We start from the raw sequence: 21,795 nt of genomic DNA on the forward strand, positions 1-21,795 counted from the left end.
TCCGCTGGGCGGCAGCGACGACGGCGCTGCTGTTGATCTCCGCCAGCTTGGCGAGCGGTTTCGCCTATATGGTTTCGCCGCCGTCGGCGAGCTCCAATCATGGTTTCGACACGGTCCATATCCTGCAACCGGTCATGGCCGGGTTTTCAGATCTGGGCGGTTCAAAGGCGGCGCAGCATATGTCGCCGCGCTTGCCATGGGAGCAGTGGCTGCTCTATCTCGCGCCGCCGCTGCTCCTTGTTTTGGCCGCGCTCCGCCGGGTCCGTCTGCTTCGTCTCGCGCTGCTTGCGGTCGGCTTCTGCGGGTTTCTGGTCGTTTATATGTTCCCGCGCAGCGGCGCCGTCGAGATCCCGATCCAGGATATCAGAGCCCAGTCGCTTCAAGCCTATCTATCCGATCCCGGACCGTCTCCTGCAAATGGCGAGGGCGATGACGGCGCTGCGGAAGCCTATCATTATGCGTTGGCGCAAATCGCTTATATGGATGGGAGTGTCGTCGAAACCGCGCGGCAGATCGCGCTTGTGTGGCCATTGGGCGCTTGGAACTATCCATCGGTGCAATGGCGGATGGCGATCATGCAGGAATGGGTGGAGGCGCAAGGCGGACCAGACGCGGCGCCCGGCGAACGCGTGATCACGACGCGGCTCGAGGACGCCCGCCGTTTTGCCAGTCTCATCTGGCAAGTCGCCGCCATATTGGCGCTTCCGTCAGGTCCGGCGCTGATATTGCTCGGCATGCACCTTTGGCGGCGGATGCGGGTGAAACGTCTGATCGAGGATCATATCGCCCTGAACCTGCGTGGCAGGCTCGCCTCGCAGGCCGGCAGGTAGGGCTTTTGTTCTTCGCTGAGAAAGCCGCGTCGCGCTGGGTGCGCGGCCCCTGCGCACTTACCGCCGCAAGCTCCCCAGGATCCCCCGCACGATAGCCGCGCCCACCGCGGTGGCGACCGAGCGAGCGGCGGATTTCATGGCGGCTTCCATGATGGTTTCGCGCTGGTAGCCGGTTTTTTCTGCTGCTGCGCTTCGGGCTTTGCGTCGGTCCCGAAGCCGGGCAGGGTCCAGCCGCCGATGGTGATCGAGCCGGTCTGGTCCGCCGGCGCCTGGGGCTGGGCGGGGTCCGGCTGTTGGGTCGGGGCCTGCGCCTGCGCTGCGGCTTCGGCCTTCTTCGTGAGCATCTCGAAGGCGCTTTCGCGGTCGAAATCCTCGTCATACATGTCGCGCACCGGGCTGACCGACAGCACCTGGCGGCGTTCGTCCTCGTTGATCGGCCCGATTCGCCCCGATGGCGGCCGGATCAAGGTGCGCTCGACGATGGAGGGCGCGCCCTTGCCTTCGAGCGTGGAGATCAGCGCCTCGCCGGTGCCGAGCGTGGTGATCACGTCGGCGCAGCTGAAATCGGGATTGGGGCGGAACGTGTCGGCGGCGGTCTTCACCGCCTTCTGTTCATTGGGCGTATAGGCGCGCAGCGCATGCTGAATGCGGTTGCCGAGCTGGGCGAGCACCGTCTGCGGCACGTCCATCGGGTTCTGCGTGACGAAATAGACGCCGACGCCCTTGGAGCGGATCAGGCGCACGACCTGCTCGACGCGCTCGATCAGAACCTTCGGCGAATCCTTGAACAGGAGATGCGCCTCGTCGAAGAAGAAGACCAGCTTGGGCTTGTCGGGATCGCCGACCTCGGGCAGCTGTTCGAAGAGTTCCGACAGCAGCCAGAGCAGGAAAGTGGCGTAGAGGCGCGGATTCATCATCAGCCGGTCGGCGGCGAGCACTGAGATCGCGCCACGGCCGTCATTGGTGGTGCGCATGATGTCGGTGATCTTCAGCGCCGGTTCGGAAAACAGCTTGGTCGCGCCCTGCTGTTCGAGGATCAGCAATTCGCGCTGGATCGAACCGACCGAGGCCTTGGAGATGAAGCCGAATTTGGTCGAGATGTCCTGCGCGTTCTCGCCCATATAATTGAGCATCGCCTGGAGATCCTTGAGGTCGAGCAGGGGCAGACCGCCCTCGTCGGCGATCTTGAAGGCGATGTTGAGCACGCCTTCCTGCGCATCCGAGGCGTTGATGAGCCGCGACAGCAGCAGCGGGCCCATTTCGGTCAGCGTGGTGCGGACGCGGTGGCCCTTTTCGCCGTAGAGATCCCAGAAGATTGCCGGAAACTGCTGGAAATCATAGTCGATGAAGCCGATGTCCTTGGCGCGCTTGTCGAGGAAATCCTTGAACTCGCCCATGGCGGCGACGCCCGAGAGGTCGCCCTTGATGTCGGCGCAGAAAACCGGCACGCCGGCATTGGAAAAGCCTTCGGCCAGCACCTGCAAGGTGACCGTCTTGCCGGTGCCGGTGGCGCCGGTGATCAGTCCATGGCGGTTGGCGAATTTCAGATCGAGATATTCCGGCTTGTTGACAGAATCGTCGGGCTTGCGGCTCGTTCCCAGATAAATCTTGCCATCGACCAGCATATCGTCCTCCGGATAGTGTCAGATGCCCTGTACATAATTGAAACATGAGGGATTTGCTATAGAGGGAAGAGAGGCGGCGAACGTTGCGGACGCCTCACGCGATGGGGAAGAGACGGCGCCGCCGCCTTGCCCTCGGGCGCAACAGTTATTACATTGACGTAAACGTCAACTCAGGAGGATAAAATGGCGGATTTGGTGACCGAGGTCGCGGATGCGGTGGGAATTGAAGCGGATGTGGCTTCCCAGGCGATCGGCTATATGTTGGCGTTCCTGCGCAAGGAAGGCGATGACGCTGCGGTGGAAAAAATGATCGCCGCCATTCCCGGCGCGGCTGAGCTCGCCGATGGCGCAAGCGCGGGCGGCGGCGGAATATTCGGCGCCATGCTCGGCGGCGGCATCATGGGGCTGGGTCAGAAGCTGATGAGCCTCGGCCTCGGCATGGGTGAAATTACCGCGCTGGCGAAACAAACCATGGCGGTTGCGCGTCAATACGCAGGAGACGAGACCGTCGACGCCGTAATCGCCTCGGTTCCCGGTCTTTCGCAGTTCGTCTGATCCTCGGCGAGCCTGCGCGACAGGATTTCTCGCCTTGCCCCTTTTGCTGGGCGAGATATGTGCTAGAAGCAAGGCAGCCTTGCGGAAGTGGAGATTAGGTTAGATGCAACTGGATGAAATGCGTTTGGAGGAGCATGCCGGCTATCTTTGCAAAACGATGTCTCGTCTGATGGCGTCTCTTCTGCAAGACCGGCTCAAAACTCTCGGCATTGCTCCGGCGCAATTTGCGGTCATGCTCGCGATCGATCAAACCGGATCTCCGCTCCAGAAGGATATTGTCGAAGCGCTCGATCAGGAACAAGCGACGGTGGCCAACACGCTGGCGCGCATGGAGCGTGACGGCCTGGTGGTGCGAAGCCCCTATGAAAAGGACGCCCGGGTCCAGAAAGTCTCGCTCACTCCTCGTGCCAAGGAGATCTGGTCGGAAGCGCTGGAAAAGGCGACCGAGCTCAACGAATTGGCCCTTTCGGCGCTGACGCGGGAGGAGCGTGACAGCTTCATTCTGCTGATGCAGAAGGTCATCTACAAATTGCGGGCCGAAAACGGCAAGCCGCCTCAGGAATGGGAAGAGCGCTGCGGGCGCAATTTCTCGGGCTGTCCGGAAATGCTGGCGCGTGAATGCGCCGAAACCGAGGTGGAGATCGCCTGAGCGATCGCCCCTCTCTGCGCGGCAGGGTTCATCTCGAATGTCGAAAGGCCGGCTTGGACCGGCCTTTCTCATAGATGCGGCTTATTCGGCGTCGCTGTCCATGTCGGCGTCGCTATCGTCGGCGGTCGACGCCGGCGCCTTTTTCATTGCGTCGGACTGGGCCGCATCCGCCTTGGCCGGTTTCGGCCGCATGACGCGAACGACGTCCTTGCTGAGCACCGTGCCGATTTCGGCTTTGCCGGTCTTCTTGTCGACGACGCAGAGAGCCGCGCCGCGGGCCTTTTCCGCTTTCAGCCGTCCATGCACGAGCGCCAGACCATAGGTTTCGCTGCCGGTAGGATCGACCACCACTTCGACGCGGCGGAATTCGGCCTTGGCGGCCTCGGCGCATTTCGTCTTCACGTCTTCGTTGAATTTCGCCCAGGCGTCCGGCGAGGAGGCGGAGGCCGTCAAGGGGCGCCGCCAGCATGGCGGCCGCGGCCAGGACGAGGATGTTACGGGATGGCATCGAGATGTCTCCAGTTGATTTTCTGACGGTGACACACCGCCCGAAGCGACAATGCTTTCGTATTGAGGCGGTTTCGTGGGCGGGAAATTATTCTGGGCGAGCGGTTGCCATCAGCCGTGCTCAAACCTATGTTCCCAACGGGTTTTCAACCTTCCACAAGGAATAACAGGAGAGACCGCCATGGCGTTCGAATTGCCGCCGCTTCCCTATGATTACGAAGCTCTCGCGCCCTTCATGTCGAAGGAAACGCTGGAATATCATCACGACAAGCATCACATGGCTTACGTGACCAACGGCAACAAGCTCGCCGAAGAAGCCGGCATGGCCGGTCTCTCGCTCGAAGAGATCGTCGTGCAGTCCTACGGCAAGAATGCCGGCCTGTTCAACAATGCCGGCCAGCATTACAACCACATCCACTTCTGGAAGTGGATGAAGAAGGACGGCGGCGGCAAGAGCCTGCCGGGCGCTCTCGAAGCCGCGATCAATTCCGACCTCGGCGGCTACGACAAGTTCCGCTCCGATTTCATCGCCGCCGGCACCACGCAGTTCGGCTCCGGCTGGGCCTGGCTCTCGGTCAAGGACGGCAAGCTGGAAATCTCCAAGACCCCGAACGGCGAGAACCCGCTCGTGCATGGCGCCAAGCCGATCCTCGGCGTCGACGTCTGGGAGCACTCCTACTATATCGACTACCGCAACGCCCGTCCGAAATATCTCGAAGCCTTCGTCGACAGCCTGATCAACTGGGATTACGTGCTGGAAATGTACGAAGCCGCCGCCAAGTAAGGCGAGACGTTTTTAAGAAAATCCCCGCCGGCGCCGCCAGCGGGGATTTTTGTATTTGTGAACAAAGTGTTTACAAGCCGAAGACAATATACGTTGCGCGCGCCGCCTCGCGGGAATCGCCCTGTCAATGGGCGCTTACCTCCGGCGACTTCACAAAAAAATCATTTTGTTTCACGACCAATCCATCCGACTGCTTTTTCGTCGGCGCCGCTCGCGCGCCGGCGCGATCGGGTTGAGATCACACTCCAGGAGAAGACGCATGCTCAGGAAATTCGTCGCCGTTTCGGCGCTCTGTCTCATCTCCGCCGCCACGGCCGTTTCGGCCGCCGGTTTCGGCGAAGAACGCGAACATACGATGGAAAAGATCGGCGGCGCGATGGCGACGCTCGGCAAGGTCGCCAAGGGCGAGAGCGCTTATGACGCCGAAGCGGTGAAGGGCGCGCTGACCACCATCAACACCTCGATCACCCATTTCAAGACGCTGTTCCCGGCGGGATCGGAAAACGATTCCAAGGAAGCCAGCCCGGCGATCTGGACCAACAAGGCCGATTTCGACGCGCATGCCGACAAGCTCGCCGCCGACAGCGCGACGCTCCTGGCGCAGCTTCCGGCCGACCAAGCTGGCGTCGGCGCGGCCATGGGAATGCTCGGCAAGGATTGCGGCGCCTGCCATCAGTCCTATCGCCTGAAAAAGTAAGGCCCGACCGGGCCGTCGCCGCCGGCCGAAGCGCCGGCGGCTTTCCCATGGAGACGACATATGGCGAAGCGCGCAGTCAAGATTCTGGCGGGCTTGATCGGGCTCGGCGCGATCGGCGCGGGCGCATTCCTGTTCATCACGCGGCCGCAGCCGTGGCCGGCGGAGCATTGGGCCCAGGCCGGCGCGGGCGACCCCGCACGCGGCGCGATCGTCTTTTCCATGGGCGGCTGCGTGAGCTGCCACGCGGCGCCGGGTTCCCAAGGCGAGGCCAAGCTGACGCTCGCGGGCGGATTGGCGCTCAAGAGCCCGTTCGGAACCTTCCATGTTCCCAATATCTCACCGGACGAGAAGGCCGGCATCGGCGACTGGACGCTGGCTCAATTCGGCGACGCCATGACGCGCGGGGTGGGGCCGGGCGGAGAGCATCTTTACCCCTCTTTCCCTTACGGCTCCTATAGCCGCATGAGCGTTCAGGACGTCGCGGATCTCTTCGCGTATCTGAAGACGCTGCCGAAGAGCGACCATGTCGCGCCGCCGCATGAACTCGGCTTTCCCTTCAATATCCGGCTGGCTTTGGGCGGCTGGAAGTTTCTCTATCTCGACGACGCGCCGCGGGTTGAACTCGCAGGCGCCGACGACAAGGTCAAACGCGGCCAGTATATCGTCGAAGGCCCCGGCCATTGCGGCGAATGCCATACGCCGCGCGATGCGCTGGGCGGATTCACGTCGGGGCAGTGGCTGGCCGGGGCCCCCAATCCCGAAGGCGAGGGGCGTATTCCCAACATCACGCCCGGCGGCGACATCGGCCAATGGTCCGAAGCCGATATCGTGACCTATCTGCAGACTGGCTTTACGCCTGAATATGATTCGGTCGGCGGCAGCATGGTCGAGGTGCAGCAGAACATGGCGAAGCTGCCGCAGGCGGATGTTGAGGCGATCGCGGCCTATCTGAAAGCTGTTCCCGCCCGCTGATGGTCCTCTCTACTGCGTCAGCCGCAGCATGGTCTTGGATGAACTTTCACCGATCGACTGGAATGCGGCGACCAGCGCGCCTGCGGTGTCGGCGGTGAAATAGGTGTCGGTGCTCGTTGCGCATTTTCTGAGCAGCGACTGACCTTTCGGCGGCGCCATCAGCGCGATCGTATAGATCACCACGCCCTCCGCTTTGGCTTTGTCGCAATATTGTTTGGTGGCGGTGTCGTCGGAGCCGTTGTTGTTGTCGCCGTCGGTCATGAAGACGATATAGCGCGAGGGATTGCCGCCGTTCTTCTGCTTGTGGATGGTTGCTTCCGTCGTGGCTGTGACGCTCGAATAGGCTTTGGCGAAAGCATCCGTGGAGGATGTGTTGCCGTCCGCCTCCAGCGCGTTGACGAAGCTCAGCGTGGCGGCCGTTCCCCATGCGAGGTTGGAATAGCCGCGCAGCTGCGAGTCATAGGAAGCGGCGCCGATGCGGACATATTTATTCTCGGGGTCCACCGTGTCGAGCTGTGTGGTCAAGCTGGCGACCGCGAGCTTCAGCGCGGCGATCTTCGAGTAGGTCAATGTGCATTGGTAAGACCACCAGCCCAGATAGCAGGTCGTGGTGTAGGTCGAATCCGTGTCCTCTCTCATCGATCCGGACTTGTCGAGGACGAGATAGAGCGACAGTGGGCTCTTTGTCGTCACTGCGGTTCCGCCGAGCACCGCGCTGACGGCGGCGACATTCACCCTGTCGATGCTGGCGATCTTGAGGAAACTCGTGGGCACGCCGCCGCGCACGGTGGCTTTGATCGTCGACGACGACATGTCGAGATTGATGTCGCCCACCGACAGGCTGTAGGCGGAGGCGCTGCCCTGCAGCACCGTCATCCAGTTGATCACCGACGCCTTCAATTGGGCCTCGTTCTTCGTGTCGATGTCTTTCACCGCGGCGATCAAGGCCGCGTCGAGATCGTTTTGGAGCTTCGTCTTGACGTTGAGGGCGCGCACGTAATCGAGGCTGCAGCCGACTGCGACCAGCAATGGCGTCAGGATGAGCGCGAAAGCCAGCGCGATGTTGCCGCTCTTGTTCGCAAGAAGCCGCGCCAGCCGGGCGTGGATGCGGTGAAGACTGTCTATCCGCATGAATATCTCTAAATTATAAATTGCTACTGAATTATTATACAACCTGATTCTATAATAAAGACTTAAAATTATAAATCTATAAATATCTGTGCCCGATCGGGCTTTTCGAAATGCAAAACGGGCCGTCGCCGGCCCGTTCGTCTGTCGCTTGCTCGGGCCCCGATCAGGCCTTGCCAATGACTTTCAGCGCGAAGGCGTATTCATAGGCGACTTCCTCCAGCCGCTGGAAACGGCCCGACGCGCCGCCATGGCCCGCGCCCATATTGGTCTTCAGCAGCACCGGATTGTTGGATGTCGTGTGCTCGCGCAGCTTGGCCACCCACTTGGTCGGCTCCCAATAGGTGACGCGCGGGTCTGTCAGGCCCGACAGCGCCAGGATCGGCGGATAGGCTTTTGCGCCGACATTGTCATAGGGCGAATAGGAGGCGATGTAGTCATATTCCTCCCTGCTGTCGATCGGGTTGCCCCATTCCGGCCATTCCGGCGGCGTGAGCGGCAGCGTGTCGTCGAGCATGGTGTTGAGCACATCGACGAAGGGCACGGCGGCGATGACGCCCGCAAACATTTCCGGCGCCATATTGGCGATCGCGCCCATCAGCATGCCGCCGGCGGAGCCGCCTTCGGCGACGATGCGGTCGAAGGACGTATATTGCTGGCGCACCAGGTAATCGGCGGCGGCGATGAAATCGGAGAAGGTGTTCCTCTTGTTCTCCATCTTGCCGTTTTCATACCAGGCGAAGCCCTTGTCCTTGCCGCCGCGCACATGGGCGATGGCGTAGACGAAGCCGCGATTGACCAGCGACAGGCAGTTGGTGTTGAACGAGGCGGGGATGGAAATGCCATAGGCGCCATAGCCGTAGAGCAGGCAGGGCGCGCCGCCGTCGAGCTTGGTGTTCTTGCGGTAGAGAAGCGTCACCGGCACCTTCTCGCCGTCCGCGGTGGGCGCAAAAACCCGGCGGGTGACGTAATCGTCGATCTTGTGGCCCGAGGGCACTTCCTGGGTCTTGAGCAGCACCCGTTCGCGGGTCTTGAGATTATAGTCGAACAGCTGCGACGGCGTGGTCATCGAGGAATAGGAGAAGCGGATCCAGTCCGTGTCGTATTCCATCGCGCCGATCAGGCCGAGCGAATAGGCTTCCTCGGCGAAGGCGATCGAGTGATCCTCGCCGGTGACGCGGTCGCGGATCATGATGCGCGGCAGGCCCTCATGCCGCTCCATCCAGACGAGATGGCCCTTGTAGGCCTCGACGGACAGGATCAGCGTGCCGGGGCGATGGGCTACGACTTCCGTCCAGTTCTCCTTGCCGGGCGCGTTCACTGGCGCCTGCATGATCTTGAAATCCTTGGCGTCGCCGTCATTGGTGAGGATATAGAAGACGTCGCCGCCTTCGCTCATCGAATATTCGATGCCTTCCACGCGCTCGGCCACCAGCATGGGCTCGGCGGTGAGGTTCTTCGTCGACAGAAGGCGATATTCAGAGGTCTCGTGATCGTGGATATCGATGAAGATGAAATCCTCGAGCATGGAGCCGCCGACGCCCATGAAGAAGCCGGGATCGCTTTCCTCGTAGACGAGACGGTCCGACGACTGCGGCTGGCCGAGAATGTGGTGGAAGACCTTGGACGGACGGTGGTTTTCGTCGAGCCGCGTATAGAAGAAGCTCTTGCCGTCCGGCGCCCAGACGCCGCCGCCGCCGGTGTTCTCCAGGAGATCGGCGAGATCCTTGCCGGTCTTGAAATCGCGGATCTTCAGGGTGAAATATTCCGAGCCCTTGTCGTCGAAACCCCAGATGCCCTTGTCGTGGCCGGGGGCGTGGTCGAGGCCGGAAAAGCGGCAATAGGCCTTGCCCTCGGCTTCGCGGTCGCCGTTAAGCAGGATTTCCTTCAGCCCGTCCTTGTCGCGCTTGGTGCGGAAGTAATGGGCGTGCTCGCCGCCCTTCACATAGAGCGTGCCATAGGCGAAGGGGCCGTCCTTCATCGGCACCGATGAATCGTCTTCCTTGATGCGCGCCTTCATTTCGTCGAACAGCTTCTTGCGCAGATCCGCCGTGTCGGCCATGGCCGCGTCCTGATAGGCGTTTTCGGCTTCGAGATAGGCGCGGATCTCCGGATCGAGGATCGAGGTGTCCTTGAACATCGACTGCCAATTGTCCGCCCTCAGCCAGGCATAGTCATCCGTCCGCGTGACGCCGTGCCTGGTGTCGGTCACGGGCTTCTTCGCGGCTCTGGGCGGTTCCGGCAGATTTTTGAAGGCGGGCAAGGCACACTCTCTTTTTGAATTAACCGATTGTTTGAATCGTTCGGGTCAGAGATAAAGCCGCGCGCTCCCGACTTCAAGCGCGAGGCTGCCGACGCGACCAGAGGCGAAGAGGAATGATGGATATGTCGACTTCGATGGCGCGGGCTTTCCTGGCGCTGGCGCTCCTGGCAGCCCAGCCCGCTCTGGCCGGAACGCCGGAGGACGCGACGCCGCCGGTCAAGCCGCTTTCCGCCATCGCCGCCAAGCCCGCGAACATTCACGGCCCGCGTCTTCTCGAGCCGAAACTGGTGATGTCGAAGATCCCCGGCGAGGGGCCGGCGGTGGCGCTGACTTTCGACGCCTGCATGGGCCAGACCGACGCGCGCATCCTCGACATGCTGATCGACAACCAGATCCCCGCCACGATCTTCGTGACCGCCCGTTGGCTGAAGCGCAATCCGGAGCCGCTTGCGCGGATGCTGGCCCATCCCGATCTGTTCGAAATCGAAAACCATGGCGAAAACCATGTGCCGGCGGTCGACCGGCCCGTCAGCATCTATGGCATCGCCGCCGCCGGCTCGCCCGAAGCCGTGGCGCGCGAGGTCGAGGTAGGGGCAGACGCGATCACGCTCGCGACCGGGAAGCGCCCGACCTGGTTTCGCGGCGCGACCGCCAAATACACCAAGACATCCATCCAGCAGATCCAGACCATGGGTTTCGAGATCGCCGGTTATTCCATCAATGGCGACGGCGGCTCGCTGCTCGGCGCCTCCGTCACCGCCAAGCATTTCGCCTCGGCCCGCGACGGCGACGTGATCATCGCCCATATCAACCAGCCGAGCCATGCGGCGGGCGAGGGCGTGGTCAAGGGTGTGCTGGCGCTGAAGGCCAAAGGCTACCGTTTTCTGCTGCTGCGCGACAGGCAGGAGACGCTGACCGCCAAGGGGTTTTGATCCCGGGGCGCGGCACGGGACCTATTCACACCCGAGCGTGCGGCGATCAGAAATCGCAGAATCCCGCGTCGATGCCGACCCCGTCGTCCCAGAGAATGCGCGCCTGGCAGCTCTCGCTGTCTCGCGGAACAATCGGTCCGAAGCACTCCGTGCGTTCTTCCGACGCGTAGAGCTCCACCATCCACTTATGTCCGATATAGGTATTGTAGCTGGCCGTTTCCCCGGGCTGGACGAGACCGTACTCTTTCAGGAAACCATCGAAATCAATCCAGAAGACCCTGAAGGCATAAGGGGTCTCGTTGTGAAAGTTGATCCCTGTCGCCTGTTCGGAGGCGGGCGACGGGTCGTGGGCCTCCTCGCAGGCCGCAGCCCGCGCCGCGGTTGCTGCCAACGGCGCAATGCTGGAAAGACTTGCAGCCGTCATCCATGCGATGGACATCGCTTTTGAAAAAGCGCTCATGCTTCACCTGTCGTGCGGTCGACGCCGAGATTTGTTGAATTATTCGCCGACAACACTTTTCAGCGCGGTCATCAATCCGACTTCGGGGTTTGCGGCGCAAGCCTCCGAGAGCTTGCCTGCGACCGCCGTAATCGCGTCGAAGTCGACACGTGTGTCCTCGGCTTTGCCGCCGTAATAGCCGTGCATCCAGAACATGACCAAGCCTGCCTCGTCTTCCGACCAGTTGGCGGTGTCGGAGCATTTCAGGGTCGACATGTCCAGCACTTCGGCATGCGACTGGGTGGAAACAGCCATCAAGATGCCGAAACCGAGCGTGGCGATTGCTTTTCTCATCGTATATCCCCTCTATTGGCGTGAGACGATAGATTTGTTTTTCAATTTTCGTCAACATCTTATACGGCGATGAAACATAAAATCGAAATCGGCCGTCGTCTTCACTGCGCCGGAAATACTTCAATTCAAATATTTATTTTATTATAAATTATCCGTCGCGGCTTTTTTCGGAGTTTCGCGATGTGTGGATAATGTCTAAAGGCCCATTATTGTCGCGCGATTGGAATTGACGATATTTCATGCGCATACTTGGTCGGGTGACTTCGGAGCGGCGGTTATGTCCTTGGAGCCTCGCCCGGTTTCCGGGGCATTCTCAGCATGCGTGGCGGCGTAATGCATGGCGGACCTCATCGACGTCCTGGGGAGGAGAGTGTGCACAGGTTTGGTCGATCGAAATAAAATCTGAAATCGACGGAAGGTCATGTGCGGCCGCTCTGGAACTCGTCGAGCGCCGGCGGCGCCTGCACTTGACGCCAAGCGATTTCACAACGATAGGGTCACCTCGATCGAGCGCGCCGTGCGCGCCACCCGGAACAGGAGACCACCCATGAGCAACCAGACCGTCGAAGCCGCCATCGACAGCATCTACGACTCGCTGCGCGCCGACAACGAAGATCTCGACCTGCGCATCGCCGCGCTGAAGACTGCGCTCACGGAGGCCGGCCTCAAGGAAGCCGTCTTCGATCCGTCCAAGCTCGTGCAGAACAATCGCTCCGGCCGCAAGCTGATGCAGGCCTATTTCCGCCAGCGCGGCGTGACGGTGAAGTTTTCGGCGTGACAATATAATGTGGAAACCAGCGTGGTTGTAAACATTGCGTGCGCATGTCGATCTCGTTAGAAAACATCTGTTATAAGATAGCTTTTCAATCTGCCGTTTTTGCTTTCAAACGTAAGTGCGGAAAATGTTATTTCGGCACTTACGTCAAACCTGTCTACTGCATTTGAGGACAAGCTTCGCACGATTTTGGAAATATTTTTCGGTGTTTTAGCGTTTTCTGCGAGTTTGAACGGTATAGGCCTTCCTTCTTCTTCGATATATATGCGACCGTTATACGTGTTTGAGTTGTAACTTGAGACCTTTCCGACAAGAACAATGGCGATGTCTGACAAACGTGTTACATTTACATACTCAAATGTTTCCAGTGTGAGTGTGGGCCCTGTTTTAATCTTTATAAGCGACTCACTGCTTTGTCCGATCTCAGCAGTTTCAGCTGAATGCGACTGGCTAATCGGCCGATGAAGCTCCTTTATCGAGTTTTCTGTCTTCTCAATCAGAGATTCAATTTTGCCTTCATCAAATTCTTTGGGAACTGCGTCACTGATGCGGCGCGCTTCCTCTAGTTGCTCTCCTAATGTTTTATCAAAGTCTACGTGAAACCCTAGGGTTCTGTGTAGTATGTAGTCATATGTCGATGTAAAAATATGTCCTAACACAGAGTCGCGAGAAGCTACCCCGCCGCTCAGTAAAAGTGAGCCTGTAACTACCGCAACTGTTTTCCAGCTTCCCTGTTCTGGCGGATAGCAAAGAATTTTTGCTCCTTTTAGCGCGGGAGCTTGTGTAATAATCTCACCATTAATCACTAGGTGAGCAGTAAGCGCTAACGTACGCTGAAAAGCGGAAAATGCAGCAGCGGCATCATAAAAATCAAGTAAATGATTGTCTGCAGATGAGCCTTCGAATGAAAGTGTAAATTCCAGTGCCATTGCCAATACTCCATGGAGTTGCAATCTGTACTGGAATCAATTCGCTATAACAAGATCTCACGCCCTCTCCACAAACCCGTCCAGCACCCGCTTCTGCCCAGCCCGGTCGAAATCGATGGTCAGCTTGTTGCCTTCGATCGCCGCGACATTGCCGTTGCCGAATTTGATGTGGAAGACGCGGTCGCCGATCGAGAATTTCGAGGGTTCGTCGATCTTGGATTTGGCGATCAGCTCGCCCTGGATGACGCGGCCGGTGGGACCGGCTTCGCCGTAGCCGACGCGTTCTACTGACACGCCTGACCTGTTGCCCCAATTGCTGCGGGTCGCCTCGGTCTTGTTGGCCTGGGCGCGCTGCCAGCCGGGCGAGGAATAGGACGAGGCGAACGGCTCCTGCTTGTCGAAGCGCGACTGGCCGTAAGGGTTGCCCCGGCCATAGCCGCCATAGCTCTGCTCGGCTTCGGCCACTTCGACATGGTCGGGCGGCAGTTCATCCAGAAAGCGCGAGGGGATGGTCGATTGCCACAGGCCGTGAATGCGGCGGTTGGAGACGAACCAGATATGCAGCCGCTTCTTGGCGCGGGTGAGGCCGACATAAGCCAGCCGGCGCTCTTCCTCCAGGCCGTTGCGGCCGCCTTCGTCGAGCGCGCGCTGATGCGGAAACAGGCCTTCCTCCCAGCCGGGCAGGAAAACGGTGTCGAATTCCAGTCCCTTGGCGGAATGCAGCGTCATGATCGAGACGGCGTCCATCTCCTCGTTCTGCTCGGCGTCCATGACCAGCGACACATGTTCGAGGAAGCCGCGCATGCTCTCGAAGGAATCCATCGAGCGGATGAGTTCCTTCAGGTTTTCGAGACGACCCGGCGCTTCGGCCGTCTTGTCGTTCTTCCACATGTCGGTATAGCCGCTCTCTTCGAGGATCTGCTCGGCGAGTTCGGTGTGCGGCATGGTTTCGAGCAGTTTCTGCCAGCGCTGGAAATTGGCCACGACATCGAACAGCGCCTTGCGCGCCTTGGGCTTCAGTTCCTCGGTCTCGACGATGTCGGCGGCGGCGGCCAGCATGGGAATGTTGCGGGCGCGGGCATAGTCGTGCAGATTGCGCACGGTGGTGTCACCCAGGCCGCGTTTCGGCGTATTGACGATACGCTCGAAAGCGAGGTCGTCGGCGGGTTGGCAGACCAGCCTGAAATAGGCCATGGCGTCGCGGATTTCGAGGCGCTCATAAAAGCGCGGGCCGCCGATGACGCGGTAGTTCAACCCCAATGTCACAAAACGATCTTCGAATTCGCGCATCTGGAAGGAGGCGCGCACGAGGATGGCCATGTTGTTGAGCAGATGCTTTGTCCCGTCGGCGCCGTCGCCACGCTGCAGGCGCTCGATCTCCTCGCCGACCTGCCGGGCTTCTTCTTCCGAATCCCAGGCGGCGTGGACCTGCACCTTCTCGTCGTCGGGATCGTGGCGTTCGGTGAACAGCGTCTTGCCGAGCCGGCCTTCGTTGTGGGCGATCAGAAAGCCCGACGCGCCGAGAATATGGGCGGTGGAGCGATAGTTGCGCTCGAGCCGGATGACGGCTGCGCCCGGGAAATCCTTCTCGAAACGCAGGATATTGTCGACATCGGCGCCGCGCCAGCCATAGATCGCCTGGTCGTCGTCGCCGACGCAGCAGATATTGACCGAGGCGTGTGATGAAGACCCCTCCCCAACCCTCCCCACAGGGGGAGGGAGTCTGGCTGCGGCGCGTCGCCGGGAAAATCGTCGCCATCCACGAAATCCGTGTCCGAGGTTGCGCCGATACGGTCGCCACGGGCTCCAAGCCCCGCCCCCTTGTGGGGAGGGGTTGGGGAGGGGCTCTTTCTCCCTGGCCGCTGCGCCAGCAGCCGCAGCCACATATATTGCGCCGAATTGGTGTCCTGATATTCGTCGACGAGGATATAGCGGAAGCGGCTTTGGTAATCGGCGAGAATGTCGGGATTGGTCTTCAGGATGCGGATCGGGTGCATCAGCAGATCGCCGAAATCGCAGGCGTTCAGGCTGATCAGCCGGTTCTGATAGGCGGTGTAGAGCGCGCGGCCCTTGCCATTGGCGAAGGCGCGGGAATCCCCTTCGGGAATCTGGCTGGGGTCGAGACCCTTGTTCTTCCAGCCGTCGATCATCAGCGCGAATTGCCGCGCCGGCCAGCGCTTGTCGTCCAGACCCTCGGCCTGGATCAGCTGCTTGACCAGCCTAAGCACGTCGTCCTGGTCGAGAATGGTGAAGTCCGAGCGCAGCGACACGAGTTCGGCGTGGCGGCGCAGGAATTTCACGCCGATCGAGTGGAAGGTGCCGAGCCAGGGCATGCCCTCGACGACCTCGCCGGCGAGATGGGTGATGCGCTCGCGCATTTCCCGCGCCGCCTTGTTGGTGAAGGTCACCGCGAGGATCTGGCTGGGATAGGCCCGCCCGGTGGCGAGGATATGGGCGATGCGGGTGGTGAGCACCCGGGTCTTGCCGGTGCCGCGCCGGCCAGCACCAGAACCGGGCCGTCCAGCGTTTCCACAGCGCGCAATTGTTCGGGGTTCAGCCCTTCGAGATAGGACGGACGCGCCACCGCGCCATTGCGGGCGGCGAGCGCCCGGGCGGCGATGCCGCTGCCGCCGGCGCGTTCCGGCGCGGGCTCGCGATTGGTCCTAGGGCGCGCGGGCTGGGAGTCCGGCTCCTCGTCAAAGAAGGGAATGTCGTCGAAACCACTGGTCATGCCGCCTAATGTAGTGATTCGGCTGCTGATGGCCAGAAGCAGTTTCCGCTTTGTTCATGTGGAAAGGGCGGGGGTCGGCTGAATTTCCGCGATCAACGCGTCGATTTCCCTGGTCCAGTCTGCCGAGAGCGTCCGCTTCTCGCCATCGTCGAGCCAGCTGCAATCGATGCCGTCGAGGATGGAACGGCGGAGCATGTCAGGTGAAAAGCCGAGCAAATCATGCGCCTTGCGGTATTCCTCGCCGAGATCGGTGGAAAACATCGGCGGGTCATCGGAATTGATCGTCAGCTTCAGGCCGAAATCCGCCATCCGGCGGATGGGGTGCTCGGCGTCGAGGCTCTTCCAGGGCGAGGTGACTGCCGCGGTCGACGGGCAGCAGGTGAAGAGAATGCCGTCGTCGCGGCAGCGCCGCATCAGCGCCTCATCCGTGACCACGTGATAGCCGTGGTCGATGCGGGCGACGCCGAGCGCATCGATGGAGCCGGCGATATGGGCGGCGGGGCCGCTTTCGCCGGCATGGGCCGTGACTTTGAGACCCGCCTTGCGAGCGCGGGCGAAGAGAGCGGCATAGGGCTCCGGCGGGAAGGGCGCTTCGAGGAAATCGAGACCGATGCCGATCAGCCGCTCTTCCTTACGCGCCAGGATCATGTCGAGCAGGTCCTCGCCGGCTTCGGGCCCGAGTTCGCGGTTGACGCCGGGGATGATGCGGCTTTCGAGACCGAAATCGACCTTGGCGTCATCCATGCCGGTCGTGATCCCGTCGATCATCGTGTCGAAAGTGACGCCATGGACGAAATGCACCTGCGGCGAGAAGAAGAATTCGACATAGCGGGCATTGTTGGCCGCACAGCTCTCCAGCATCTCATAGGTGATGCGCCGGTAATCGTCCGCCCCGATCACGCTGTCGGAAACGGCGGTGTAGATGGCGAGGAACTCCTTGAGGTCCCGATAATGATAGAGGTCCTCCACCCTGTCATGCGGCGGCAATATCACATTGTTTTGATGCGCAAGGTCCGCCGCCGTGCCGGGCCGGATCGAACCTTCGAGATGAAGATGCATTTCCATCTTCGGCAGGCGGTGAAGAAATTCATACATTGTCAACATCAGGTTTTGCTCGAAAAGTGGGCGTTCTGTCGCCTTGCCTAAAAAATCCCCGATGGTGTCCTTTGTCAAGTCGAGCCGATCTCGATCATTACATTTCAGTCATCTGGCGTGCATGATCTTGTGGCAAAGGACCGAAACGCGGATAAGCAGATCCGCGGCGTTGCGAAAATCGTAAAGACCTCACGGCGCAAGACTGGAGACATGAATGCGGTATCTCGTCCAGATCCTCACCGGCCTCGTCTTTTTCGTGGTGGGCGCACTGATCCTGATGCATTTCATGCCGGGATCGGCCTCCCTGGCGCGCTCCATCGGCGTGCCCGAGTCCGTCATCGAACTGGTGGCCCGCGAGGAGCCCGACGCGCAGCCGGCGCAGAGCAACAGCCGCCGCCGCAATCAGGGACCACTGGTCGTGGTTGTGGAACCGGCCGGCGAAGGCCGCGTCAATGATCGCCTGAGCGCGCTCGGCGACGGCGACGCCATCCGCTCGGTGGCGGTGACGCCCTTCGTCTCCGGCCAGATCGCCGAGGTGATGGTGAATGCCGGCGATCGGGTGAAGCAGGGTCAGGTCGTCGCGCGCCTCGACGACGAGGTCGAGAAAATCGCCCTCGACCGCGCCAAGGTCGACCTCAAGAGCGCCGAGACGACGCTGACCCGCAATCGCGACCTCAAGAAGATCGTCTCGGGGGCCGATCTGCAAATCGCCGAAACGGCGGTCGACACCGCCCGCCTCGCCGTTGCCGGGGCCCAGGTCAATCTCGAACGCCGGCTGATCCGCTCGCCGATCGACGGCGTCGCCGGCATCGTCAACATTACCCAAGGCGACTATGTCACCTCCGCGACCCAGATCGTCACCGTCGACGACCGCTCGCGGCTGCTGGTCGACTTCTGGGCGCCCGAACGGTTTGCCGGCCTGGTCGAGGAGGGGCAGGAGGTGTCGGCGCAGCCGATCTCCCGGCCCGGCAAGAGCTATACCGGCAAGATCGCGGCGATCGACAACCGGATCGATCCCGCCAGCCGCACCATTCATTTGCGCGCCGAAATCGCCAATGACGGCGACGAGCTGCGCGCCGGCCAGTCCTTCGACGTGACGCTGGCTCTGGGCGGCGATCGTTGGCCGAGCGTCAATCCCTTGTCGGTTCAATGGGATAGCCAGGGTTCGTTCGTGTGGCGGGTCAAGGACGGCAAGGTCGAGCGCGTTGCGGCGGCGGTGATCGAACGCAATCCCGACCGGGTTCTGGTCGACGCCAAACTGGCGGCTGGCGACATGATCGTCACCGAAGGTCTGCAGCGGCTGCGCAACGGCGCCGAGGTGCAGATTTACGGCGAGAAGAAGCCCGACGCCGACAAGGTGGCCGATGCAGCGCCTGCGGTGAAACCATGAGCGGCGCCGCGCTGAAACAGGCCTTCTCGGCCTCGCTTTTCGTGCGACGACCCATTCTCGCGCTGGTCGTCAACGCGTTGATCGTGGTGGCGGGTCTCGCGGCGTTGAGCGGCGTCGAAGTGCGCGAACTGCCTTCGGTCGACCAACCCGTGATCACCGTACGCACCGAACTCGACGGCGCGTCTCCCGAGACCATCGACCGCGAAGTGACAGACGTCATCGAAGGCGCGGTCGCGCGCGTGACCGGCCTCAAATCGGTGTCCTCGACATCGGCCTTTGGCTCCAGCCGCGTGACGCTCGAATTCACGGACACCACCGATCTAGCCGCCGCCGCCGCCGATGTGCGCGACGCGCTCGGCCGCGTCAACGACACGCTTCCGGAAGACGTGACGGCTCCGCGCATCATCAAGGCCGATGCCGATTCCCAGCCGGTCATGCGGCTGGCGGTCACCTCGACCACCATGCGGCCGGAGGACCTGACCGTCTATATCGAGGACAAGATCGAGCCGCGCCTCGCCACCGTCGAGGGCGTGGCCGATCTGCAATATTACGGCGAGCGGGAAAAGGCGTTCCGGATCGACATCGACCAGGCCAAGCTCGCCAGCCGCGGCCTGACCATCGCCGATATCCGAACCGCGCTGTCGACCGCCGCACTCGACGTGCCGGCGGGCTCGATCGAAAGCGCGCAGACCGACATCGTCGTGCGCGCCACCTCCGACATCACCACGCCCGAGGCGTTCGAACGGCTGATCATTTCGGGCCGTGTGCGGCTCGGCGACGTGGCCGATGTTTCTCTCGGGGCGGAAGAGGGCACATCCTCGCTGCGCTCCAACGGCGCGCCCGGCGTCGGCCTCGGCATCGTGCGGCAGGCGCAATCCAATACGCTGGACATCTCCCAGGGCATCCGCTCCGCCGTCGCCGAGATTTCCAAGTCCCTGCCCGAGGGCATGACCATCCGCGTCACCTCCGACGACGCCAACTTCATCCGCGGCGCGATCCACGAAGTGGTGGTGTCGCTGGTGCTGGCCGTGGTCATCGTCGTGGCCGTCATCTATCTTTTCCTGCGCAGCCTGTCGGCGACGCTGATCCCGACCATCACCATGCCGGTGGCGTTGATCGGCACGCTGGCCGCGCTCTATCTCGCCGGCTTCTCCATCAATATCCTGACGCTGCTCGCCATCGTGCTCGCCACCGGCATGGTGGTCGACGACGCGATCGTGGTGCTCGAAAACATCGTCCGTTTCCGCTCACAGGGCATGGGGCCGCGCGCGCGGCCGTGCTCGGCACGCAGCAGGTGTTCTTCGCCGTTGTGGCGACCACCATCACACTCGCCGCCGTCTTCGTGCCGCTCGCCTTCCTGCCCGGCCAGGCCGGCGGACTGTTCCGCGAATTCGGCTTCGCGCTGGCGATTGCGGTGATGCTGTCGGGCGTGGTGGCGCTGACGCTCTGCCCCATGCTGGCCTCGCGTTTCGTCGGCCCTCAGGACGCGGAGCATGACGCCGGCGGGCTGCTCGGCGCCTTCGGTCGCGGCTTCGCCTATCTCTACGAGAAATCGCTGGGCGTGATGCTGGCCGCTCCGGGACCCGTGATCGCGCTGTCGCTGCTGTTCTCCTTCGCCGCCGCCGTCACCTTCTTCGCGCTGCCGCAGGAACTGACGCCGCGCGAGGACCGCGCCACGGTGCTGGTGCGGGCGCAGACCCCGCAGGGATCCAGCCTCGCCTATACCGAGGAGCAGTTGCGCCGCGTGCAAGCGGAGCTGCAGCCGCTGGTGGATCCGGCGAAGTGGTCAACATGTTCGTGATTTCGGGGCAGGGCGGCAATTCCAATTCCGGCTTCATGGTGCTGACGCTGGCGCCCTGGGAGAAGCGGGTGCGCAACCAGGCGGAGATTTCCGACGACGTCCGCGCCGCGCTGCGCGTCGCGCCGGCGCTGCAGGCCAACATCATCCAGCCCAACAGTCTCGGTATTCGCGGCGCGGGCGGCGGCCTCAACTTCGCGCTCACCGGCAACAATTATCAGGCGCTTTACGCCTCGGCCGCCAAGATGATCGATGCGCTCAACGCCACGGGCCGCTTCGAACTGGTGCGTCTGGACGCCGACCCAACCCAGGCTCAGATCTCGGTCAATATCGACCGCGAACGCGCCGCCGATATCGGCGTCGACATCAGCGGACTGGCCTCGGCGTTGCAGGCTCTGCTGAGCGGCTCCAGCATCGGCGACGTCTTCCTCGAAGGACGACGCATCGGCCTGTTCCTGACATCGTCGAGCAATCCGATCAATGATCCGCAGGATCTCGAAAACATCTTCCTGAAGACGGCGGACGGCAAATTCGTGCCGCTGTCCACCGTGGCGTCGCTGACGGAACGCTCGATCCCGCCGCAGCTGGCCCGTGAAAACCAGACCCGTTCGGTGAGCATCACCGCGAGCCCCAAAGGCGATCTCGGTCTCGGCGACGCGCTGGCGCTGGCCGAGACCATCGCCGCGCAGACGCTGCCGGATGGCGTGGCGCTTCTGCCGCTGTCCGAGGCGGCGACGCTCGGGGACAATTCCTCCGGCATGGCGCTTGTGTTCGGCTTTGCGCTGGTGATCATCTTCTTGGTGCTGGCGGCGCAGTTCGAAAGCTTCCTGTCGGCACTGATCATCATGGCGACCGTGCCGCTGGGACTGGCCTGCGCGGTGTTCGCCATGGCGATCACCGGCCAGAGCATCAATATCTACAGCCAGATCGGGCTGGTGCTGCTGGTCGGCATCATGGCCAAGAACGGCATCCTGATCGTCGAATTCGCCAACCAGCTGCGCGACGAGGGGCAATCGGTCGGCGACGCCATCCGCAATGCCTGCCGTATTCGCCTGAGGCCGGTGATGATGACGATGATCGCCACCGTGCTCGGCGGCGTGCCGCTGACGCTCGCCGTCGGCGCGGGCGCGGAAGCTCGCGTGGCGCTGGGATGGGTCATCGTCGGCGGCCTCGGCCTCGCCACGGTGGTGACGCTCTACATCACCCCGGTCGCCTATCTCCTGATCGCCGGCCTCACCAAGCCGCACGCGCATGAGGAGGAACGCCTGGCGCGCGAAATGAGCGAGGCGGAAGCCCGCGAACTCGACGACGAGATGCCGCTTGCGGCCGAGTGACCGGAGGC

At 61.8% G+C, this 21,795-nt stretch carries 16 protein-coding genes and 3 pseudogenes; 10 read left to right on the forward strand and 9 right to left on the reverse strand.

The window, feature by feature from the left end; genetic code table 11:
- The first annotated feature begins 32 nt into the window (after positions 1 to 32).
- Positions 33 to 830, forward strand: coding sequence for a hypothetical protein (locus tag H2O14_RS19965; protein ID WP_182829026.1), 798 nt, complete (start codon positions 33 to 35; stop codon positions 828 to 830).
- Positions 831 to 887: 57 nt separating this feature from the next.
- On the opposite strand, the pseudogene H2O14_RS19970 reads toward H2O14_RS19965, so the two are convergent.
- Positions 888 to 2,455 (reverse strand): annotated as a pseudogene (locus H2O14_RS19970) (helicase HerA-like C-terminal domain-containing protein).
- A 183-nt stretch (positions 2,456 to 2,638) separates the two neighbouring features.
- Between H2O14_RS19970 and H2O14_RS19975 the strand changes: the two are divergent.
- Positions 2,639 to 3,010, forward strand: a complete 372-nt coding sequence (locus H2O14_RS19975; protein ID WP_182829027.1) for a hypothetical protein — start codon at positions 2,639 to 2,641, stop codon at positions 3,008 to 3,010.
- Between the two features lie 169 nt (positions 3,011 to 3,179).
- Complete coding sequence (locus tag H2O14_RS19980; RefSeq protein ID WP_210275482.1) at positions 3,180 to 3,659, forward strand: MarR family winged helix-turn-helix transcriptional regulator; 480 nt, start codon at positions 3,180 to 3,182, stop codon at positions 3,657 to 3,659.
- 81 nt (positions 3,660 to 3,740) lie between these two features.
- On the opposite strand, the gene H2O14_RS19985 is transcribed toward H2O14_RS19980, so the two are convergent.
- The gene (locus tag H2O14_RS19985) at positions 3,741 to 4,112 is read right to left on the reverse strand and encodes a hypothetical protein (RefSeq protein WP_182829028.1); all 372 of its coding nucleotides are present in this window, start codon (positions 4,110 to 4,112) and stop codon (positions 3,741 to 3,743) included.
- A gap of 235 nt (positions 4,113 to 4,347) precedes the next feature.
- Between H2O14_RS19985 and H2O14_RS19990 the strand changes: the two genes are divergently transcribed.
- The 3 genes from H2O14_RS19990 to H2O14_RS20000 all read left to right on the forward strand — a co-directional run bounded on the left by H2O14_RS19990 (position 4,348) and on the right by H2O14_RS20000 (position 6,619).
- Complete coding sequence (locus H2O14_RS19990) at positions 4,348 to 4,950, forward strand: superoxide dismutase (RefSeq protein WP_182829029.1); 603 nt, start codon at positions 4,348 to 4,350, stop codon at positions 4,948 to 4,950.
- 259 nt (positions 4,951 to 5,209) lie between these two features.
- Complete coding sequence (locus H2O14_RS19995) at positions 5,210 to 5,647, forward strand: c-type cytochrome (protein ID WP_182829030.1); 438 nt, start codon at positions 5,210 to 5,212, stop codon at positions 5,645 to 5,647.
- Positions 5,648 to 5,707: 60 nt separating this feature from the next.
- The gene (locus H2O14_RS20000; protein ID WP_182829031.1) at positions 5,708 to 6,619 is read left to right on the forward strand and encodes a cytochrome c; all 912 of its coding nucleotides are present in this window, start codon (positions 5,708 to 5,710) and stop codon (positions 6,617 to 6,619) included.
- A gap of 9 nt (positions 6,620 to 6,628) precedes the next feature.
- On the opposite strand, the gene H2O14_RS20005 is transcribed toward H2O14_RS20000, so the two are convergent.
- Complete coding sequence (locus H2O14_RS20005; RefSeq protein ID WP_182829032.1) at positions 6,629 to 7,750, reverse strand: TadE/TadG family type IV pilus assembly protein; 1,122 nt, start codon at positions 7,748 to 7,750, stop codon at positions 6,629 to 6,631.
- A 163-nt stretch (positions 7,751 to 7,913) separates the two neighbouring features.
- Complete coding sequence (locus tag H2O14_RS20010) at positions 7,914 to 10,010, reverse strand: S9 family peptidase (protein WP_182829033.1); 2,097 nt, start codon at positions 10,008 to 10,010, stop codon at positions 7,914 to 7,916.
- Between the two features lie 122 nt (positions 10,011 to 10,132).
- Here H2O14_RS20010 and H2O14_RS20015 point away from each other — a divergent pair, with 122 nt between their 5' ends.
- Positions 10,133 to 10,942 (forward strand): polysaccharide deacetylase family protein, encoded by an 810-nt coding sequence (locus tag H2O14_RS20015; protein WP_246697461.1) that lies wholly within the window; start codon positions 10,133 to 10,135, stop codon positions 10,940 to 10,942.
- Between the two features lie 46 nt (positions 10,943 to 10,988).
- Here the strand turns inward: H2O14_RS20015 and H2O14_RS20020 are convergent, their stop codons facing one another.
- Positions 10,989 to 11,402, reverse strand: coding sequence for a hypothetical protein (locus tag H2O14_RS20020; RefSeq protein WP_182829034.1), 414 nt, complete (start codon positions 11,400 to 11,402; stop codon positions 10,989 to 10,991).
- Positions 11,403 to 11,441: 39 nt separating this feature from the next.
- Positions 11,442 to 11,735 carry an HdeA/HdeB family chaperone gene (locus tag H2O14_RS20025; protein WP_182829035.1) on the reverse strand — a complete coding sequence of 98 codons (294 nt, stop codon included), beginning with the start codon at positions 11,733 to 11,735 and terminating at the stop codon, positions 11,442 to 11,444.
- 547 nt (positions 11,736 to 12,282) lie between these two features.
- On the opposite strand from H2O14_RS20025, the gene H2O14_RS20030 reads away from it, so the two are divergent.
- On the forward strand, positions 12,283 to 12,513 hold the full coding sequence (locus H2O14_RS20030) for a hypothetical protein (RefSeq protein ID WP_182829036.1): 231 nt from the start codon (positions 12,283 to 12,285) through the stop codon (positions 12,511 to 12,513).
- Positions 12,514 to 12,569: 56 nt separating this feature from the next.
- Here H2O14_RS20030 and H2O14_RS20035 read toward each other — a convergent pair whose 3' ends face one another.
- The 3 genes and pseudogenes from H2O14_RS20035 to add all read right to left on the reverse strand — a co-directional run bounded on the left by H2O14_RS20035 (position 12,570) and on the right by add (position 17,274).
- Entirely contained in the window at positions 12,570 to 13,439 is an 870-nt protein-coding gene (locus H2O14_RS20035) for a hypothetical protein (RefSeq protein ID WP_182829037.1), read from the reverse strand.
- A 57-nt stretch (positions 13,440 to 13,496) separates the two neighbouring features.
- A pseudogene (locus H2O14_RS29550) lies at positions 13,497 to 16,170 on the reverse strand (ATP-dependent helicase).
- A gap of 54 nt (positions 16,171 to 16,224) precedes the next feature.
- On the reverse strand, positions 16,225 to 17,274 hold the full coding sequence (gene add, locus H2O14_RS20045; protein WP_182829038.1) for an adenosine deaminase: 1,050 nt from the start codon (positions 17,272 to 17,274) through the stop codon (positions 16,225 to 16,227).
- A gap of 205 nt (positions 17,275 to 17,479) precedes the next feature.
- Here add and H2O14_RS20050 point away from each other — a divergent pair, with 205 nt between their 5' ends.
- Together H2O14_RS20050 and H2O14_RS20055 are read left to right on the forward strand one after the other, a co-directional pair.
- Entirely contained in the window at positions 17,480 to 18,655 is a 1,176-nt protein-coding gene (locus tag H2O14_RS20050) for an efflux RND transporter periplasmic adaptor subunit (protein WP_182829039.1), read from the forward strand.
- A pseudogene (locus H2O14_RS20055) lies at positions 18,652 to 21,787 on the forward strand (efflux RND transporter permease subunit). The gene H2O14_RS20050 and the pseudogene H2O14_RS20055 overlap by 4 nt, the downstream one beginning before the upstream one ends.
- Positions 21,788 to 21,795 lie beyond the last annotated feature (8 nt).

Origin of the sequence: Rhizobium sp. G21, from assembly GCF_014158035.1 — a bacterium.
Classification (GTDB): domain Bacteria; phylum Pseudomonadota; class Alphaproteobacteria; order Rhizobiales; family Rhizobiaceae; genus Rhizobium_E.

What these genes read in the sequence shown, in the direction of transcription:
- H2O14_RS19975 (WP_182829027.1), top strand. Translation starts at nt 2,639, where the DNA reads ATGGCGGATTTGGTGACCGAGGTCGCGGATGCGGTGGGAATTGAAGCG.
- H2O14_RS19980 (WP_210275482.1), top strand. Translation starts at nt 3,180, where the DNA reads ATGGCGTCTCTTCTGCAAGACCGGCTCAAAACTCTCGGCATTGCTCCG.
- H2O14_RS19990 (WP_182829029.1), top strand. Translation starts at nt 4,348, where the DNA reads ATGGCGTTCGAATTGCCGCCGCTTCCCTATGATTACGAAGCTCTCGCG.
- H2O14_RS19995 (WP_182829030.1), top strand. Translation starts at nt 5,210, where the DNA reads ATGCTCAGGAAATTCGTCGCCGTTTCGGCGCTCTGTCTCATCTCCGCC.
- H2O14_RS20000 (WP_182829031.1), top strand. Translation starts at nt 5,708, where the DNA reads ATGGCGAAGCGCGCAGTCAAGATTCTGGCGGGCTTGATCGGGCTCGGC.
- H2O14_RS20005 (WP_182829032.1), bottom strand. Translation starts at nt 7,750, where the DNA reads ATGCGGATAGACAGTCTTCACCGCATCCACGCCCGGCTGGCGCGGCTT.
- H2O14_RS20015 (WP_246697461.1), top strand. Translation starts at nt 10,133, where the DNA reads ATGTCGACTTCGATGGCGCGGGCTTTCCTGGCGCTGGCGCTCCTGGCA.
- H2O14_RS20020 (WP_182829034.1), bottom strand. Translation starts at nt 11,402, where the DNA reads ATGAGCGCTTTTTCAAAAGCGATGTCCATCGCATGGATGACGGCTGCA.
- H2O14_RS20025 (WP_182829035.1), bottom strand. Translation starts at nt 11,735, where the DNA reads ATGAGAAAAGCAATCGCCACGCTCGGTTTCGGCATCTTGATGGCTGTT.
- H2O14_RS20030 (WP_182829036.1), top strand. Translation starts at nt 12,283, where the DNA reads ATGAGCAACCAGACCGTCGAAGCCGCCATCGACAGCATCTACGACTCG.
- H2O14_RS20035 (WP_182829037.1), bottom strand. Translation starts at nt 13,439, where the DNA reads ATGGCACTGGAATTTACACTTTCATTCGAAGGCTCATCTGCAGACAAT.
- add (WP_182829038.1), bottom strand. Translation starts at nt 17,274, where the DNA reads ATGTTGACAATGTATGAATTTCTTCACCGCCTGCCGAAGATGGAAATG.
- H2O14_RS20050 (WP_182829039.1), top strand. Translation starts at nt 17,480, where the DNA reads ATGCGGTATCTCGTCCAGATCCTCACCGGCCTCGTCTTTTTCGTGGTG.